17 protein-coding genes are annotated in these 16,115 nt (G+C 65.8%); 4 read left to right on the top strand and 13 right to left on the bottom strand.

Annotated elements, in window-relative coordinates; genetic code table 11:
- Nucleotides 1-27: 27 nt before the first annotated feature.
- The 9 genes from trbG to trbB are packed head-to-tail and all read right to left on the bottom strand — an operon-like array spanning nt 28 to nt 8,084.
- Nucleotides 28-1,008: a P-type conjugative transfer protein TrbG gene (trbG, locus tag OOT33_RS07300; protein ID WP_293677924.1), complete on the bottom strand. Its 981-nt coding sequence runs from the start codon at nt 1,006-1,008 to the stop codon at nt 28-30.
- Nucleotides 1,005-1,694, bottom strand: coding sequence for a conjugal transfer protein TrbF (gene trbF, locus OOT33_RS07295; RefSeq protein WP_293677923.1), 690 nt, complete (start codon nt 1,692-1,694; stop codon nt 1,005-1,007). Before trbF ends, trbG begins: the two co-directional genes overlap by 4 nt.
- Nucleotides 1,691-3,031: a P-type conjugative transfer protein TrbL gene (gene trbL / locus OOT33_RS07290; RefSeq protein ID WP_307749355.1), complete on the bottom strand. Its 1,341-nt coding sequence runs from the start codon at nt 3,029-3,031 to the stop codon at nt 1,691-1,693. The genes trbF and trbL overlap by 4 nt, the downstream gene beginning before the upstream one ends.
- 3 nt (nt 3,032-3,034) lie before the next feature.
- Nucleotides 3,035-3,316, bottom strand: a complete 282-nt coding sequence (trbK-alt, locus tag OOT33_RS07285; RefSeq protein ID WP_307749354.1) for a putative entry exclusion protein TrbK-alt — start codon at nt 3,314-3,316, stop codon at nt 3,035-3,037.
- Between the two features lie 10 nt (nt 3,317-3,326).
- Nucleotides 3,327-4,088: a P-type conjugative transfer protein TrbJ gene (gene trbJ / locus OOT33_RS07280; protein ID WP_307749353.1), complete on the bottom strand. Its 762-nt coding sequence runs from the start codon at nt 4,086-4,088 to the stop codon at nt 3,327-3,329.
- A complete protein-coding gene (trbE, locus tag OOT33_RS07275; RefSeq protein ID WP_307749352.1) occupies nt 4,085-6,523 on the bottom strand; it encodes a conjugal transfer protein TrbE in 2,439 nt (812 codons plus the stop codon). Before trbE ends, trbJ begins: the two co-directional genes overlap by 4 nt.
- 9 nt (nt 6,524-6,532) lie before the next feature.
- Entirely contained in the window at nt 6,533-6,814 is a 282-nt protein-coding gene (locus OOT33_RS07270) for a VirB3 family type IV secretion system protein (RefSeq protein ID WP_307749351.1), read from the bottom strand.
- Entirely contained in the window at nt 6,814-7,146 is a 333-nt protein-coding gene (locus tag OOT33_RS07265; RefSeq protein WP_307749350.1) for a TrbC/VirB2 family protein, read from the bottom strand. The genes OOT33_RS07270 and OOT33_RS07265 overlap by 1 nt, the downstream gene beginning before the upstream one ends.
- Nucleotides 7,143-8,084, bottom strand: a complete 942-nt coding sequence (trbB, locus tag OOT33_RS07260) for a P-type conjugative transfer ATPase TrbB (RefSeq protein WP_373690563.1) — start codon at nt 8,082-8,084, stop codon at nt 7,143-7,145. Before trbB ends, OOT33_RS07265 begins: the two co-directional genes overlap by 4 nt.
- Before the next feature lie 350 nt (nt 8,085-8,434).
- On the opposite strand from trbB, the gene OOT33_RS07255 reads away from it, so the two are divergent.
- A complete protein-coding gene (locus tag OOT33_RS07255) occupies nt 8,435-8,677 on the top strand; it encodes a type II toxin-antitoxin system Y4mF family antitoxin (protein WP_307749348.1) in 243 nt (80 codons plus the stop codon).
- A complete protein-coding gene (locus OOT33_RS07250) occupies nt 8,674-9,924 on the top strand; it encodes a HipA domain-containing protein (RefSeq protein ID WP_307749347.1) in 1,251 nt (416 codons plus the stop codon). Before OOT33_RS07255 ends, OOT33_RS07250 begins: the two co-directional genes overlap by 4 nt.
- A gap of 65 nt (nt 9,925-9,989) precedes the next feature.
- Here the strand turns inward: OOT33_RS07250 and OOT33_RS07245 are convergent, their stop codons facing one another.
- Nucleotides 9,990-10,217, bottom strand: a complete 228-nt coding sequence (locus tag OOT33_RS07245; RefSeq protein ID WP_307749346.1) for a hypothetical protein — start codon at nt 10,215-10,217, stop codon at nt 9,990-9,992.
- Nucleotides 10,218-10,283: 66 nt separating this feature from the next.
- Here OOT33_RS07245 and OOT33_RS17865 point away from each other — a divergent pair, with 66 nt between their 5' ends.
- Entirely contained in the window at nt 10,284-10,628 is a 345-nt protein-coding gene (locus OOT33_RS17865) for a TauD/TfdA family dioxygenase (RefSeq protein WP_373690531.1), read from the top strand.
- Entirely contained in the window at nt 10,621-11,559 is a 939-nt protein-coding gene (locus OOT33_RS07240; protein ID WP_307749345.1) for a hypothetical protein, read from the top strand. Before OOT33_RS17865 ends, OOT33_RS07240 begins: the two co-directional genes overlap by 8 nt.
- 107 nt (nt 11,560-11,666) lie before the next feature.
- Here the strand turns inward: OOT33_RS07240 and OOT33_RS07235 are convergent, their stop codons facing one another.
- The 3 genes from OOT33_RS07235 to OOT33_RS07225 are packed head-to-tail and all read right to left on the bottom strand — an operon-like array spanning nt 11,667 to nt 15,891.
- Nucleotides 11,667-12,089: a CopG family transcriptional regulator gene (locus tag OOT33_RS07235; protein WP_307749344.1), complete on the bottom strand. Its 423-nt coding sequence runs from the start codon at nt 12,087-12,089 to the stop codon at nt 11,667-11,669.
- A gap of 7 nt (nt 12,090-12,096) precedes the next feature.
- The gene (locus tag OOT33_RS07230) at nt 12,097-14,085 is read right to left on the bottom strand and encodes a conjugal transfer protein TraG (protein WP_293679948.1); all 1,989 of its coding nucleotides are present in this window, start codon (nt 14,083-14,085) and stop codon (nt 12,097-12,099) included.
- A 27-nt stretch (nt 14,086-14,112) separates the two neighbouring features.
- Complete coding sequence (locus OOT33_RS07225; RefSeq protein ID WP_293679951.1) at nt 14,113-15,891, bottom strand: DUF3363 domain-containing protein; 1,779 nt, start codon at nt 15,889-15,891, stop codon at nt 14,113-14,115.
- Nucleotides 15,892-16,115: the final 224 nt, after the last annotated feature.

The raw sequence follows: 16,115 nt of genomic DNA, 5'->3' as shown, positions 1-16,115 counted from the left end.
CGGCTTCGCCCTGTGTGTCTCGTTCGCTCATGATGCGGGCCTCCCATCGGTGCGAACGATCCTCACCGTCTGCTGGCGGTCTCCACTGCCGAGACGCAGCTCGGCGGCGCCGAACAGGCGGTCGACGATCAGGACGTTCTGGTGAATCCGGCTGTTGGCGATCTGCGGTTCGCCATCGGCGCCGATGACGAAGAGCGGCGGCATCTCGCCCTGAACGATCCCGCGCGGGAACTCGACATAGACGCGGCGCCCGTCGTCGTAGACCGAAACCGGCCGCCACGGCGGCGTGTCGCCCGTGAGACCGTAGCGATAGTTCCGTGCCGCAACGGCCGGGATCACCGGCGTGGCGGGCACGGCTTGTCTCTGCGAGGCGGGCGGCTGCGGATAGGCCCAGGCGACGGCCGGCATATAGGGCCGATCGCCGGAGCGCAGCTCGATCATGTAGATGCGCCGGTCGGTGGTGATGACCAGATTGGTCGTGATGTCTGGCCGTGTCGGCTTTACGAGGACATGGACGCGCCGGGTGATGCCAGAGCCGCTCTCGGTGTCGCCGATGATCCAGCGTGCCGTGTCGCCCGCAGCGATGGGGCCGGCGCCAGTCAGGCTTTCGCCTGGTTCCAGCGCGATGTTGGTGATCTGCCCGGGAGCGGCATAGACTTGATAGAGCGCGCCCTCGCTCCAGGGATAGATCTGGATCGAGTTGTAATAGCCCTCGCGGCGCGGTTCGACGCGCGCGGCGGCATTGGCATTCTCTACACGACCCGCCGGCGTCCCTGCGGCAGCGCCACCGCGCGCGGGTGTCCAGGCGGGCGGTGTGTGAAGCGGCCTTGGTGGCGCCTCCGTGACGGCAGCCGGCACAGGGGGAAGCGGCGGAACTTCGGCGTCATAGCTGATCTGTGGCGGTCGGTTGGTCGCGCAGCCGGCAAGCGCCAAACCGGAGATCAGCAGAAGCGCAAAACCGGAAGTGCGGAAGCGACGGCTCACCGGTTGACGGAAATGATTTCTCATTGCCCCAGCTCCCGTGACCAGTTGATGGCGTTGACGTAGATCCCGAGCGGGTTGGCCCGCAGCCGCTCTGCGTCGCGCGGGGGCTGGATCACGATGGTCAGGATCGCTGTCCAGCGCTGTGTCGTGGAGAGCTGGCCGTTCTCGTATTGGCGTTCGGTCCAGGCGACACGGAAGCTGTCGGGCGAAGCGCGGATCACGCTCGACACTTCGATCGACACCTGCTGCTTGCCGACGCGGGTGAAGGGGTCATTGGCCCGGGCGAAGTCATTGAGGGCGGCCGCACCGCGATCGGTCGTGAACTCGTAGGCGCGCAGCCAATTCTGCCGGACGACGATGGCGTCGGCCGGAATCGAGCGGACCTGCTCGATGAACCGCGCCAGATGCCAGGCCACCTGCGGGTCTGTGGGGCGATAGTCGGCCTGCGCTGGCGCGACCGCCTGCGCCTGGCCGAGATTGTCGACCTGCACCACCCACGGGACGATGGTCCCGCGCGCCGACTGCCAGACCAGCGCGGCGGCGAAGCCGGCGGAGAGGATCAGGCAGCCGAAGGCCATGAGCCGCCAGTTTCGGGCCTGGACACGCGCCGATCCGATCCGATCGTCCCAGATCTGCGCCGCGCGCTGATAGGGTGTCTCGGGCTCGGGCGTCTTGCCATAGTGGGTTGCGGGTCGCTTGAAGAAGCTCATGTGCGGTCGCCTCCGGAGAGATTGATGGAAGAGCCGCCGCCGTGGCTGTCGCCCGATCGGATCGCGTGTGCCGCGAGCGTGACGCCGTGGCTCATGGTCTGCCCACGCCGCATGCGCTGTGCCCACGCCGGCGGGCTGGCGGCAGCGCCTGTGGCTGCCGGTGCGGCATCATTGGCGACCGTGCCCATGCTCGAGGAGCCGCCGGTGGCGCCAAAGCCGGTCTTGACGCCGTCGGCGAAGCTGGAGCGAACGCTCTGCGCGGCCCGGCGCAGTGGAGAGGCTGCCGCGCCGCCGGCAGCTCGTGCGACGCCGCCGAGGCCCGACGCGACGCCGGCGGCACCCGACTTGCCGAGGGAACCGAGACTGTAGGCGGCGGAGGCGGCTCCCGCTGCGCTGGCTCCGCCGCGCACGGCAGCGGCGCCGCCGGAAATGGCGCTCGCGCCACCGCGCAGGGCGAGCCCGGCCGCGCCGCCAGCAGCCATGGCCGCGCCCCCCGCCACGAGGCCGGTGCCGATGGCGGAACCGGCGCCGAGTTGCGGGCCGCCGGACACGATGCCGTTGGCGATACCGGGACCGAAGATGCCGAGACCGAGCAGCGACAGCGCCGCCAATACGACGGCCATCGCGTCGTCGATGGTCGGCGGCTGACCGCCGAAGCCTGCCGTGAACTGGCTGAACAGAGTTGAGCCGATGCCGATGATGACGGCGAGCACCAGCACCTTGATCCCTGATGAGATGACGTTGCCGAGCACGCGCTCGGCCATGAAGGCGGTCTTCCCGAACAGGCCGAACGGGATCAGGACGAAGCCGGCCAGCGTGGTCAGCTTGAATTCGATCAGGGTGATGAAGAGCTGGATGGCGAGGATGAAGAAGGCGAGCAGCACCAGCGCCCAGGCGAAGAGCAAGCAGGCGATCTGGATGAAGTTTTCGAAGAAGGCGATCCAGCCCATCAAATTCGAGATGGATTCGAGCAGCGGCCTCGCCGCATCGAGGCCCGTCTGCGCAACCCGACCCGGCCGCATCAGGTCCTGGATGGAAAAGCCCGTGCCGGAGGCCTGGAGGCCGAGGCCGGCGAAGCTTTCGAAGACGATCCGCGCGAGGTTGTTCCAGTTGCCGATTATGTAGGCGAAGACACCCACAAACAGCGTCTTCTTCACCAGACGCGCGATGATGTCGTCATCGGCGCCCCAACTCCAGAACAAGGCGGCCAGCGTGACGTCGATGACGATCAGCGTCGTCGCGATGAACGCCACCTCACCGCCGAGCAGACCGAACCCGCTGTCGATGTAGGAGGTGAAGACTCCGAGGAAGTTGTCGATGACGCCGCTGCCGCCCATGGCTCACCGCCCTTCGTCGGCGCGCTGCGGCGCGGTGCGGGTGCCAAGGAAACGGTCGCGGGTTGCGGCCCAGATGCGCAGACACTCGCTGTCCCTGGCTGCGGCTTCCCCCATCTGCTGGCAGCGACGCTGGCCCTCGGGCAGCGGGTCCGCCGCCTCCTCAAGCACGGGCGTCGGCCGAATTGCTGGCCTTTCCTCCTTCCGGCTCATCTCGATCACCGTTGCCGTGATCGCAACAGAGACGAAGATGATCGCGCCCACGCGGGCCAGCGTCTTGCCGTCCATCCCGCCGCCCTCAGTTGCCGTTCGGGAACATCCGGGCGTTGCCGGGCTGATAGCCGGACCCCGGGGTCAGGAACCGGCGGCGCTGTTCTCGGCCCTGTTCGGCGGCAGCGGCCCGCTCAGCATCGACAAGTGCCTGCGCTCGGCCGTTCGCGGCGACGACGGCGACCAGGTCTGCGAGTTGCTGCGCCTGCAATGCGAGCAGCTGGTTGCCTGCCTGGGTGGCCTGAAGCGCGCCGGTCGCGCCCTGGCTCTGCCCGACCAGAGCCGCCATCTCGGCGCGGTTGGTGCCGATATTGCCCACGACACCTGCCTGCACGCGGAGTGCGTCCTGAAGGCCGCCGACTGTGTTCTGCCAGCGCGAGCGAGCATCGGCGACGAGCCGCTGATCCGAGGTCGACAGCGAGATGTTGCCGTACTGGCTCTGGAAGGCCTGATCGATCTGCTGCACGTCGAAGGCGATGCGCTGTGCCTGACCCAGAAGCGCTTGTGTGCGCTGTACCGATTGCTGGAGCTGTTGAAGCGAGGAATAGGGCAGGCTCGCGAGATTGCGGGCCTGGTTGATCAGCATCTGCGCTTCGTTCTGAAGGCTCTGGATCTGGTTGTTGATCTGCTCAAGCGCCCGCGCGGCCGACAGGACATTCTGGACATAGTTGGTCGGATCATAGACGATCCACTGCGCCGCTGCCGGGGTGACGAATACCGGCGAGAAGGCGACGGGCAGCGACAGGATGGTTGCGACGCAAAGGGCCGCGCGAGAGCGTCTGATCATCATGGCTTGGGCTCCAGGTTGGTGAGATCGGGGATAAGGTCGGCAGCCCAGCTGACATCGCGGGCGCGCAGCCAGGCGGGCAGAAAGCCGTCGCGGCCATGCTCGGCGAGGATCGTCTCGATGGCAGTCTGATCGGTTTTCGAGGATGCCGCGCAGAGCGCGAGGGCGACTTCGGAAAGCCCCAGCTCGAACAGCCGGTTGCCGCGTCGCGACTGGCAATAATAGTCGCGCTTGGGCGTGGCCCGGCTGAGGATCTCGATCTGGCGGTCGTTCAAGCCGAAGCGCCGGTAGATCGCCGTGATCTGGGGCTCGATCGCGCGTTCGTTCGGCAGCAGCAGACGCGTCTGGCAGCTTTCGATGATGGCCGGCGCGATCGCGCTGCCGTCGATGTCGGCAAGCGATTGCGTGGCGAAGACGACGGACGCGTTCTTCTTGCGCAGCGTCTTCAGCCATTCGCGCAGTTGCGCCGCGAAGCCGTCATCGTCGAGCGCGAGCCAACCCTCATCGACGATCAGGAGCGTTGGCCGTCCATCCAGCCGGTCGCCGATCCGATGGAAGAGATACGCAAGGACGGCCGCCGCCGCCCCGCCGCCGATCAGCCCCTCGGTTTCAAAGGCCTGGACCGCGGCGCCCCCGAGCTGTTCACCTTCGGCATCCAGCAGCCGTCCGTAAGGACCGCCCACGCAATAGGGGCGGAGCGCCTGCTTGAGATCATTTGACTGCAGGAGGACGGCAAGGCCGGTCAGGGTGCGCTCGGGAAGCGGAGCAGACGCCAGCGAAGTCAGCGCCGTCCAGAGATGTTCTTTCACCTCCGGCGTGATCGGGACGCCCTCGCGGGCAAGGATGGCGGCGATCCAGTCGGCTGCCCATGCGCGCTCGTGGGTCTCGTGAACGCGCGCGAGCGGCTGAAGGGACACCGACGACGCGGCGCCGTCCGTCAGGCTGCCGCCGAGGTCGTGCCAGTCGCCGCCCATCGCCAGCGCGGCCGCCCGGATTGAGCCGCCGAAGTCGAAGGCGAAGACCTGGGCATCCGCATAACGTCGGAACTGGAGCGCGATGAGCGCGAGCAGCACGGACTTGCCCGCGCCGGTCGGTCCGACCACCAGCGTGTGGCCGACGTCGCCGACATGCAGCGAAAAGCGAAACGGCGTGCTGCCTTCGGTCTTGCCGTAAAGCAGCGGCGGCGCACCGAAATGCTCGTCCCGTTCCGGCCCGGCCCAGACCGCCGATAGCGGAATCATGTGGGCGAGGTTCAGGGTTGAGATCGGTGGCTGCCGGACGTTGGCGTAGACGTGGCCGGGCAGCGAACCGAGCCAGGCATCGACGGCATTGATGGTCTCGGCCATCGCCGTGAAGTCGCGGCCCTGGATCACCTTTTCCACGAGGCGCAGCTTCTCGTCGGCGGTGCGCGGATCGGCATCCCAGACGGTGATGCTGGCGGTCACATAGGCCTGACCGGCATAGTCGGCTCCCAGCTCCTGCAAGGCCATGTCAGCATCGGCCGCCTTGTTCGCTGCGTCCGTATCGACCAGCGCGGAGGCCTCGTTGGTCATGACCTCCTTCAGAATTGCGGCGATCGACTTGCGCTTGGCGAACCACTGCCGCCGGATGCGCGTCAGCAGTTTCGTGGCGTCCGTCTTGTCGAGCAGGATCGCCCGCGTGGACCAGCGATAGGGAAAGGCGAGCCGGTTGAGATCGTCGAGAATTCCAGGCGTCGTCGCCGTCGGAAAGCCGTTGATCGTCAGCACGCGTAGATGGGCAGCGCCAAGCCGCGGCTCGAGGCCACCGGTCAGCGGCTCATCGGCGAGAAGCGCATCGAGGTAGATCGGCGTTTCCGGAACACGCACGCGGTGGCGCTTCGTCGAGACGGTCGAGTGCAGGTAGGTCAGCGTCTCGCCGTCATCGAGCCACCGGCACTCCGGCATGAACCCGTCGACGAGCTGGAGGACGCGGTTGGTGCGGTCAATGAAAGCCGCGAGGGCTTCATGGGGGTCCACGCCGGACTGTTGGCGACCTTCGTAGAGCCAGGTCTCCGCCCGCGCGGCATCCTCGGCGGGCGGGAGATAGAGGAAGGTCAGGAAGTAGCTCGACTCGTAGTGTGCCCCCGCTTCCTCGAAGTCGGCCTTGCGCTCGGCATCGACGAGGGCGGACGCGGCGTCGGCGAAGCGGCTTGCCGGATAAGAGGCGGCTTCGTGACGCTGCGCTTCAACGAAGATTGCCCAACCCGAGCCCAGACGTCGGAAGGCGTTGTTGAGGCGACCGGCGACGGCAACCAGCTCGGCGGCTACAGCGGAGTCGAGATCGGGACCACGAAAGCGCGCAGAGCGCTGGAAGCTGCCATCCTTGTTGAGCACGACCCCTTCGCCGACCAGCGCCGCCCAGGGCAGGAAATCAGCGAGGCGGGTCGCGGTGCGGCGATATTCGGCGAGGTTCATCATGGCCGCGCCTCAGACCGCGAGATGACCCGGAATGCGCAGATGTCGGCGGCCCACCTCCACGAAGAGCGGATCGCGCTTTGCTGCCCAAACGGCGGCGAAATGGCCGATCGCCCAGATGAGGAGACCGACCAGCCACAGCCGCAAGCCGAGACCGACGGCGCCGGCGAGTGTGCCGTTCATGATGGCGATGCTGCGTGGCGCGCCGCCCAGCAGGATATGCTCGATCAGCGCGCGGTGGACCGGAACCGAAAAGCCCGCGACCTCATCGGGATGATGCAGCAGGCCCGCCATCAGACGAGCGCCCCGCCGCCGAACGAGAAGAACGACAGGAAGAAGCTGGACGCCGCGAAGGCGATCGACAGGCCGAAGACGATCTGGATGAGGCGCCGAAATCCCCCGCTCGTGTCGCCGAACGCGAGCGTCAGGCCGGTGACGATGATGATGATGACCGCGATGATCTTGGCGACCGGACCCTCGATCGACTGAAGGATGGACTGCAGCGGTGCTTCCCAAGGCATCGAAGAGCCAGATGCGTGAGCGGCAGGCGCCAGAAGAAAGCTCAGGGTCAGCGCGGTGGCGGCGGTCGCGAGGCGCTGATGGCCGCGCGCGTTATGTCGGATCATGCGGGTTCTCCTTTTGGGTCGGGAGGCTGGGTTGCGGGGGAAAGGCGGTAGTCGGTGTCCGCTGCGAGACCATCGACGCGGGCGAGTTCGGCAAGGCGTCGCGCGCTGCCGCGACCGGACAGCACCGCCACGAGGTCGATGGTCTCCGCGATCAGCGCTCGGGGGACAGTGACGACGGCTTCCTGGATGAGCTGTTCGAGGCGGCGCAGCGCGCCGAGCGCAGTGCCGGCGTGGATCGTGCCGATCCCGCCGGGATGGCCAGTGCCCCAGGCCTTCAGGAGATCGAGCGCCTCTGACCCACGCACTTCGCCGATCGGGATCCGGTCCGGCCGCAGCCGGAGTGAGGAGCGCACCAAGTCGGACAGCGTCGCAACACCGTCCTTGGTGCGCATGGCGACGATGTTCTGCGCCAGGCATTGCAACTCGCGGGTGTCTTCGATGACGATGACGCGGTCGGTCGTCTTCGCGACCTCGGCCAGGAGAGCATTGGTCAGCGTGGTCTTGCCGGTGCTGGTTCCGCCGGCGACGAGGATGTTGGCGCGCGATGCGACGCCCTGCCGGAGAATGGCGGCCTGGTCTGCCGTCATGATGCCGGCGGCGACATAGTCGTCTAGCGTGAAGACGGCGACGGCGGGCTTGCGGATCGCGAAGACCGGAGCCGTCACGACGGGCGGCAGCAGGCCCTCGAAGCGCTCGCCGGTTTCGGGGAGCTCGGCCGAGATGCGCGGCCGACGGTCATGCACCTCGGCGCCGACATGGTGGGCGACGAGGCGGACGATGCGTTCGCCATCGGCCGCCGAAAGTCGTTCCCCCGTATCGGACAGTCCGTCAGAGAGCCGGTCGACCCAGAGCCGCCCATCCGGGTTGAGCATGACCTCGACGATCGCGGGGTCTTCCAGGAATCGGGCGATCGCAGGCCCCAGCGCGGTGCGCAACATGCGTGCGCCGCGTGAGGCTGCTTCCGATTGCTGATGGTTGACCGACACGTCGTCCCCGTTCGCTTGCGGGTCCGCGCGACGCGCGGCCCTGGATCGGGGATGAGTAAGAAAGGCAGGAATTGGGGCGTTGCAACAACGCTCAGGGGGTCATCGTACTGTGGCGAAGAAAGACAGGTGATCGGCGGACCTGCGTCGAGCCACGGCAGCGTCTGGGTGAACCGATTTGGACGATTTCCCGAGCGGGAAAAATTCAGGTCCGGGAGCTACCTCGAGGCGCAACCTTTCCCGAGCGGGAAATTCTGATAGACATTCTTCAGAAATCCATGATACTTTCCCGTTCGGTAAATATCATGGCCAGACGCAACCTCACTACCGCCGAGATCGGCGAAATCGTCCGAACCACCCGCAAGGCCGCTGGCCTGCGGCAGGACGAGCTTGCGGGCGCAGCAGGCGTCGGCCTGCGCTTCATCGTTGATCTCGAGGCCGGCAAGCCAACCGCGCAAATCGGCAAGACGCTTCAGGTCCTGTCTGCGCTCGGATGTTCGCTTGATATCACGCCGCCGCCCAGCCCCAAAGGAGCGCGGAAATCATGACGCGCACCCTCGATATCTGGTGGGATGGGCGCCTGGTGGGCCAGTTGACGCAGGACAAGCACGGGGAACTCGGCTTCGCCTATGCGCCGGCTTGGCTTGACGATGAGCAGGCGCAGCCCTTGTCCGCCTCGCTGCCCAAGCGGGCGGAACCGTTCAGTCGCCGCGAGTGTCGCCCGTTTTTCGGCGGTCTCCTGCCGGAGGAAAGCCAGCGCGACGCCGCGGCTCAGGCACTCGGCGTGTCGCGCGCCAATGATTTCGCCCTTCTTGATCGCCTCGGAGGCGATGTCGCGGGCGCGCTGCAGCTTCTGCCGCCTGGCGAAGTACCGGCCACTCTTGCCCCCGATCAACGGCCAACCCGGCTTGACGATGCAGGCCTGATCCGGGTGCTGGACGCGCTGCCCGTCCGCCCGCTGCTCGCGGGCGAGGAAGGATTGCGCCTCTCTCTCGCCGGCGCGCAATCGAAGGTGCCGGTGGTGCTGGTGGACGGGGCGGTGGCGCTGCCTGCGCCGGGCCAGCCCACCACGCATATTCTCAAGCCGCCGATATCGCGCTTCACGGCCACGACCGAGAACGAGGCGTTCGTCATGCGCCTTGCCGCCGCAATCGGCCTTGATGTCGCGCCGGTGGAAGCGCGCATCGTTCAGGATCGCACATTTCTGCTGGTCCAGCGCTATGACCGCGCCATCGGCGACGATGGCATTGTGCGCCGGATCCATCAGGAAGATTTCTGCCAGGCGCTCGGCGTGCCACCGGAGACCAAATATGCCAGCGAAGGCGGCCCGACTTTCAAGGATTGCTTCGCGCTGCTCCGCCGTGTCGCCGCAAGGCCTGCCGTCGATGTGCTGAAGCTTCTCGATGCGGTGATCTTCAATGTCATCGCCGGTAACGCCGACGCTCACGGCAAGAATTTCTCGATCCTTTACGATACCGAAGGCCCACGCCTCGCCCCGCTCTATGACCTGCTGGCGACCGTTGCCTATCCTGATCTCTCGCCGAAATTCGCCATGAAGATCGGTAAGCGTGCGACACTTGCCGAACTGGACGACGCCGGCTGGGCAGTGTTCGCGTCGGACGCAGGCCTCGGCCTACCACTGACAAGAAGACGGATCGCGGAGATCAGCAAAGGCGTCATTGAAAAAGTAACCGCCGTCGCGTCGGAGCTTTCGCGTCTAGGGCTGGACAAAACGGCTATTGAGCAGTTTGCCGATATGATCCGTGAGCGCGCTCGCCGGCTGGCGGGCGCCTAGATACACAGGACGGCGAGATGCTTGAAAGAGAAACCGTCGTCGATGATCCGCAACAGCTGCTCGGCCTACTCGCGAAGCGAGGTTGGTTTCGACATAGCGCCGAGGCGATGCATCACGGCTCCATCCTTCGTGAGATGGGGCAGGTCGGTGAAAGGCTTGGTCGACGCGTTCGAGGCCGCGCCGGTGCGCTCGAAGAGGTGGTCGAGCCTCGGCATCTCGAGGAAGCGCACCCTAGATCCCTGAGCGCCCGCTACGGCCTTGGCGCGTTGCCGTTCCACGTTGAACTCAGCCATCGCACCAGACCCTGCCGGTACCTTCTTCTCGGGTGCATTGACCCTGGATCGCCATCTGCGGCGACTATGCTCCTCGACTGGCGAACGCTCGACTTTTCGCGTGAGGAGCTGAACCTTCTCGAAGAGGCTCCTGTCCTCGTGCGCGCTGGCCGACGCTCCTTCTATTCGACCATTCTGGCGATGGGTGGAGCCTTCTTTCGTTATGATCCTGGCTGCCTAGAAGCCGTAGACGAGCGCGGACAACGAGCACTAAGGCTTGTCGAAGACCGGATAGCTGGCGCTCCCTCGGACGTGCATCATTGGTGCCAAGGCGACATCCTCATCATTGACAACTGGCGCGTCTTGCATGGACGCAGCCCGTCGGACCAAGGGTCCGGCCGACGCTTAGCAAGGATTCTCATCGATGCCTGAGGACGTTTTCATCGCCATCAACGGCGATGCGCTGCATGCAAAGTCGAAGGTCTACATCAGCCGTGCCCTGGCACGGAAAGGTGCCGGCGATCTCGACGAGTATCAGCTGTGGGCATCTCTTGCGCTCGAGCTGCTAGGCAAGGCTGCGCTCGCCCGGAAACACCCAAGCCTCGTGGTCGATCCAACGCACTGGCAATCGATGTTCGTCGCCGCCGGTATAAACGTCACGACTGACGTCAAGACGATTGCCGCAAAGACCTTGTTCGAGCGGCTCGCACATTTGGTCCCCCGCTTTGACAAGACTGTTCAAAAGTTCTGCCAGGATATCGCCGAACGTCGAAACGCCGAGCTGCACTCGGCCGACCTGCCTTTCCGGACTATGCGCCTCGATGCCTGGGAAGCGCATTATTGGCATGCTTGCGATACGATCCTGAATGCGATGGGATCATCTTTGGAGCAGTGGCTTGGCGCAGCTGACTCAAAGGCTCCCCGACAGCTGCTCGACGAAGCTGCAAACGCCCTTCAATCCGCGGTCAAACTGCGTGTTGAAGCTGCGAAAGATCAGTTCGAGGCACTGAAAAAAGCTGAACGGGAGCGTCTGGCGGTTGAGGCTGATATGCGTCAGCCACAGAACCAGGTGGGACTGTTCAAGGCACGCTATGACGAGATCTGGATTGAGTACTGCCCAGCCTGCAAATGCCGCGCTTTCATGACCGGCGTGCAGACCGGCGAAGAAATTAGCGAAGAGCGCGACGAGCACGCGATGTGGGAAGTCGTCGACCGAGAGTTCGTCGGCGAGGAATTTCGCTGCCCGACATGTGAGCTCACGCTCATGGGAAGCGACGAGATCGATGCCTCTGGCCTCAGCTACATTCATGAGGATCAGCAGGAGCGCGAAATGGAATACGAGCCCGATTACGGCAACGACTAAAAGCGGAAAGTGGCGGAGAATACCAACGAGGATGCTGGCAAAACTGGAATTGCGGTGCAACCTGGGAGGTAAGGGCGGATCGGAAAGCCCCATAAATAATTGGGTTCTTAGCCGTCTGGGGGGGCGACCCCGCCGATATCGTCCGGAATCTCCCTCAAATAGCTCTGCCCCTTCTGCAGGCGCCGCCCCAGCGTTTCGATGAATCCCTCGTAGCGCTCACGCCCCTTGGCCTGCGCCGACGCCTGAGCATCGTTCGGTAAGGGCGGCGTGATCGTCAGCCAGAAGCGGACGAAGAGGGCCAGTGTCTCAGCGGTGACGCCAAGGTCGCGCTCCAAGCGCTGTACCTGGCGCGACAGGCGATCAAGGCGGCGGGCGAAAGCGGCTTCGCGCTTGTCCGCGCCATCAGGTGACAGGAATGACGCAACCGCGGCCTCGACGATCGCGGAGCGGGAGAGCTTCTTGCGGTCGGCGAGATCGGCGATCTGGCGGAGCATCTCGGGCGGGAAATAAACGTTCATCCGGTCGCGCATGGTTACCTCACAGATCGATGCCGTCATTGGGATCGAGCGCGACCTGTCTCGCCACGCCGCGCATCTGCTGGCGCAGCGCCTGACGCTGCCGCGCCGCGTCTTCCGGCTCATCGTCAAGCATGATGGAAAACTCATCGGCCGCGGCAGGTCCGGTTGTTTCCTTGGCGATCGCGACATGGTCGGGCAGTTCGGGCTCGCGCCGCAGCCCGCCATTGGCTGCGTCTTCCGCCTTGTTGAGCTGGGCCGCGAGGTCTGCGTCGGGCCGCTGCGGCTTCAACCCGGACCAGGCGTCCTTTCGGGTCGAACGCCCGCATTTCGCAGGGTCGGGCGATGGCAGGATGCGCTCCTTGAAGCGGCGATCCTCGAAATAGCGGGCCTTCTTGGCTCGGATGGGATGGACACCGGCGGCCATGACGATCTCGTCGGTCGCTGGCAGTTGCATCACTTCGCCGGGAGTGAGGAGCGGCCGCGCCGTCTCCGAGCGCGAGACCATCAGGTGACCGAGCCATGGGCTGAGCCGATGCCCGGCATAGTTCCGCATCGCCTTCATCTCGGTCGCGGTGCCGAGCGCGTCGCTCACGCGCTTGGCGGTGCGTTCGTCATTGGTCGCGAAGCTCACCCGCACATGGCAGTTGTCGAGGATCGCATTGTTCGGGCCATAGGCCTTCTCGATCTGGTTCAATGACTGGGCGATGAGGAATGACTTCAGGCCGTAGCCGGCCATGAAGGCTAGCGCGCTCTCAAAGAAGTCGAGCCGGCCGAGCGCTGGAAACTCGTCGAGCATCATCAGCACGCGGTGGCGCCGGTCCCGCGCATGCAGATCTTCGGTCAGGCGCCGGCCGATCTGGTTCAGCACCAGCCGGATGAGCGGCTTCGTCCGGGAGATGTCCGATGGCGGAACCACCAGGTAGAGCGTCGCCGGCTTCTCGTCGGCGATGAGGTCGGCGATCCGCCAGTCGCAGCGGCGCGTCACCTCCGCCACCACCGGGTCGCGATAGAGGCCCAGGAAGGACATGGCGGTGGACAGGACGCCCGAGCGCTCGTTGTCGCTCTTGTTCAGGAGTTCGCGCGCCGTCGACGCCACGACGGGATGAGGGCCGCCGGCTCCGAGATGCGGCGTCGTCATCATCGCCTTCAACGTCGCCTCGATCGGACGGCGCGGATCCGACAGGAAGGCGGCGACGCCGGCGAGCGTCTTCTCCTCCTCCGCGTACAGCACGTGCAGGATGGCGCCGACGAGCAGCGAATGGCTCGTCTTCTCCCAGTGATTGCGCTTGTCAAGCGAACCCTCGGGATCGACGAGCACGTCGGCGACGTTCTGCACGTCGCGGACCTCCCACTCGCCGCGCCGCACCTCCAGGAGCGGATTGTAGGCGGCCGACTTGGCGTTGGTCGGATCGAACAGCAGAACGCGACCGTGTCGCGCCCGAAAGCCGGCGGTCAGCTGCCAGTTCTCCCCCTTGATGTCGTGGACGATGGCGGAGCCCGGCCAGGTCAGGAGCGTCGGGACAACGAGACCGACACCCTTGCCTGATCGGGTCGGTGCGAAGCACAGGACGTGCTCCGGTCCATCGTGCCGCAGATAGGCGTCGCCGAGCTTGCCGAGAACGACGCCATCAGGTCCGAGCAGACCCGCTGCCTTCACCTCCCGCAGTTCAGCCCAGCGAGCCGACCCATAGGTCTCGACGTTCTTCGCCTCCCGGGCACGCCATACTGACATCGCAATGGCGACCGCGATGGAGATGAAGCCGCCTGAGGCGGCGATCACCGCGCCTTCGACGAAAATCGGCGGCGCATAGGCGTCATAAAAATACCACCACCAGAAGAAGGCGGGTGGGTAGTAGACCGGCCAACCCGCCAGATCGAACCACGGCGTGCCGAGCTGCGCCTGAAACCCGAGCCGCCAGGCGGTCCATTGGGTCGCGCCCCAGGTCGTGAACAGCACGATGAGGAACACGGTGGTGATCTGGCCCCAGAGGATTTTCGTCGCGGACATCGGCGGCGGTCCTTTCTTCCTTGTCGGTTAGAGGGCGAGCCCGCGCTTGCGGCCGAGACCCCATTCGATGCCCCCGCCGTCCTTCACGGCGCCGGCGACATGCTGGCCGAGCCTGCGTTCGATCTCGCGGGACCAGGGCACGAGCTGGAAGCCGAGGCCCCCATCGCGTGCCGTGCTCTCGATCATCGCGAATCGGCCGGAGGAGAGGTCGAGACGCTGGCGATAGATGCCGGCGACCTGATCACCGGCGGATGCCTTTATGTGTTGCAGCCCGGTCTCGGCGGAGAGGCTCGCACCGACTGCATCCAGTTCGCGCCGCCGCAGTGTGGCGAGGAGGTCGCGCTGCAGGATGATCCGCTGGCCCTGGCGGCGACCGAGGCCTTGGTCTGCGAGATGCTCGGCCCGTGCCTGCAGGGCGTCGCGTACCTCCCGCCCAAAGCCTCCCATCGAAAGCGGCATAGGGTCCGCTTCCACCAGCCGATGGTCCAGCCAGGTGGCTCCCTGCGCCCTGATCTGCCGGCTGAGATCGAGGTCTGACCGGGAGGCGAGAACGAGCGTCGGGCGCGGCTCATCGGCTCGGCCAAAGCGCCGAACCTCCACGATGCCGCCGATCGCAGGCGCATGCTCGAAGGCCTCGACACCGCGGAACCGGACATGGTGGGCGCGGCCGTCGGTGCCGTCGATCACTGCATAGGCTTCGCCCGTCAGCTCGTCGTGCAGCCCACGATCGATCAGCCGCCCGATGATCGGCGCCTGTCCGCTGTCGCCTTCGATGACATAGTCGGCGACAGCGCGATCTTCACCGCGCTCGACGAAGGCGCGGTGCATCGTCTTGATGATGTCGCCGCGAAGTCCGAGGTCGCGCAGGTGGCGTTCGGCGTCGAGCCCGACCATCCACTCGCCGGGAGTGGCGGAAGACGCGAGGCCCATCTTCTCCAGGTGCTGAAGTCGACCGATCATGAGCCGGCGGGTCTGGGGATCACCAGCACCGGACTGCTCGGGACGTAGATCGATGAAACCGGTCTCGTCGGCTGCGATGCGGATCTCGACATCGAGGCGCGTCCAGCGCTCGGCTGTGATTTCGCGCTCGAGCGCCGTCTTGATCTCGTGCTCCGGCTTCGGACCGAGCTCGATCGACACCAGGTCCTCCGCCCGGGAGCGTAAGCCGCGGCTGATGTAATCGCGGGAGATGACGAGGTCGGCGCCCTCAGCGTCGATGCCCCGCACCAGCAGATGAACGTGGGGATTGTCGGTGTTCCAGTGATCGACCGCGACCCAATCGAGCCGGGTGCCGAGGTCGGTTTCCATCTGGCGCGCGAGGTCGCGCGTGAAGGCGCGCAGGTCCGTCATCTCACCGGCGTCTTCGGGCGAGATGATGAAACGGAAATGGTGCCTGTCATCCTTCGAGCGCGCGGCGAAACCGGCGTCATCGGCGTGGTCGTTTTCGACATCGAACATCACGGCCTTTTCGCCGTCGCGCGTGACGCCGTCGCGCTTGAGGTAGGAGAGGTGGGCATGGAGCGGCGCGGACCGAAAAGCCCGGCCCTGGTGGCGGGCGATCCGCGCTTTGACGACGACGCGGCGCGACGAGCTGAAGAGCCGTGCGCGGCTGAACGCGATGCGTCCTCGCCCGAAGGTCGAACGGCCATAGCCGGACGCCTTGCGCCCCGGACCGCCACCAGTGCTGACATGCCCCGAGCGCTTGGCGGCGCGCAGGACCTGATTGATGAAGCTCTTGGGCTTCGGCGCCCGCGTCGAACCGATGCGGCCTGGCCGGACCCGGAAGTCGCTGTCGCCATCGCTCATCGCCGGCCTCCGGCGGGCCAAACGATGGACAGTGCCGGCAATGTCGTTGAAATAGCGTGGAAAATAGCCGGAACCGGCACTGCCCCCGACCGACCGGCACGCGAGAAGCCATGCGAAAGCAATGGCTTGCACGAGAGTGGCGAGCCGCTTTTATCTCGCCGTCTGTTGGTCGTGTCTGCTTCGCTCCAACCGCCCCATGCCGCCCGTTTCCGGAAGCTCGCTAC

This window comes from Sphingobium sp. DEHP117, assembly GCF_030867385.1.
In the GTDB taxonomy this organism is placed as follows: domain Bacteria; phylum Pseudomonadota; class Alphaproteobacteria; order Sphingomonadales; family Sphingomonadaceae; genus Sphingobium.
Note: the sequence above shows the minus strand (reverse complement) of the source record. Positions and strands in the feature narration are given on the sequence as shown.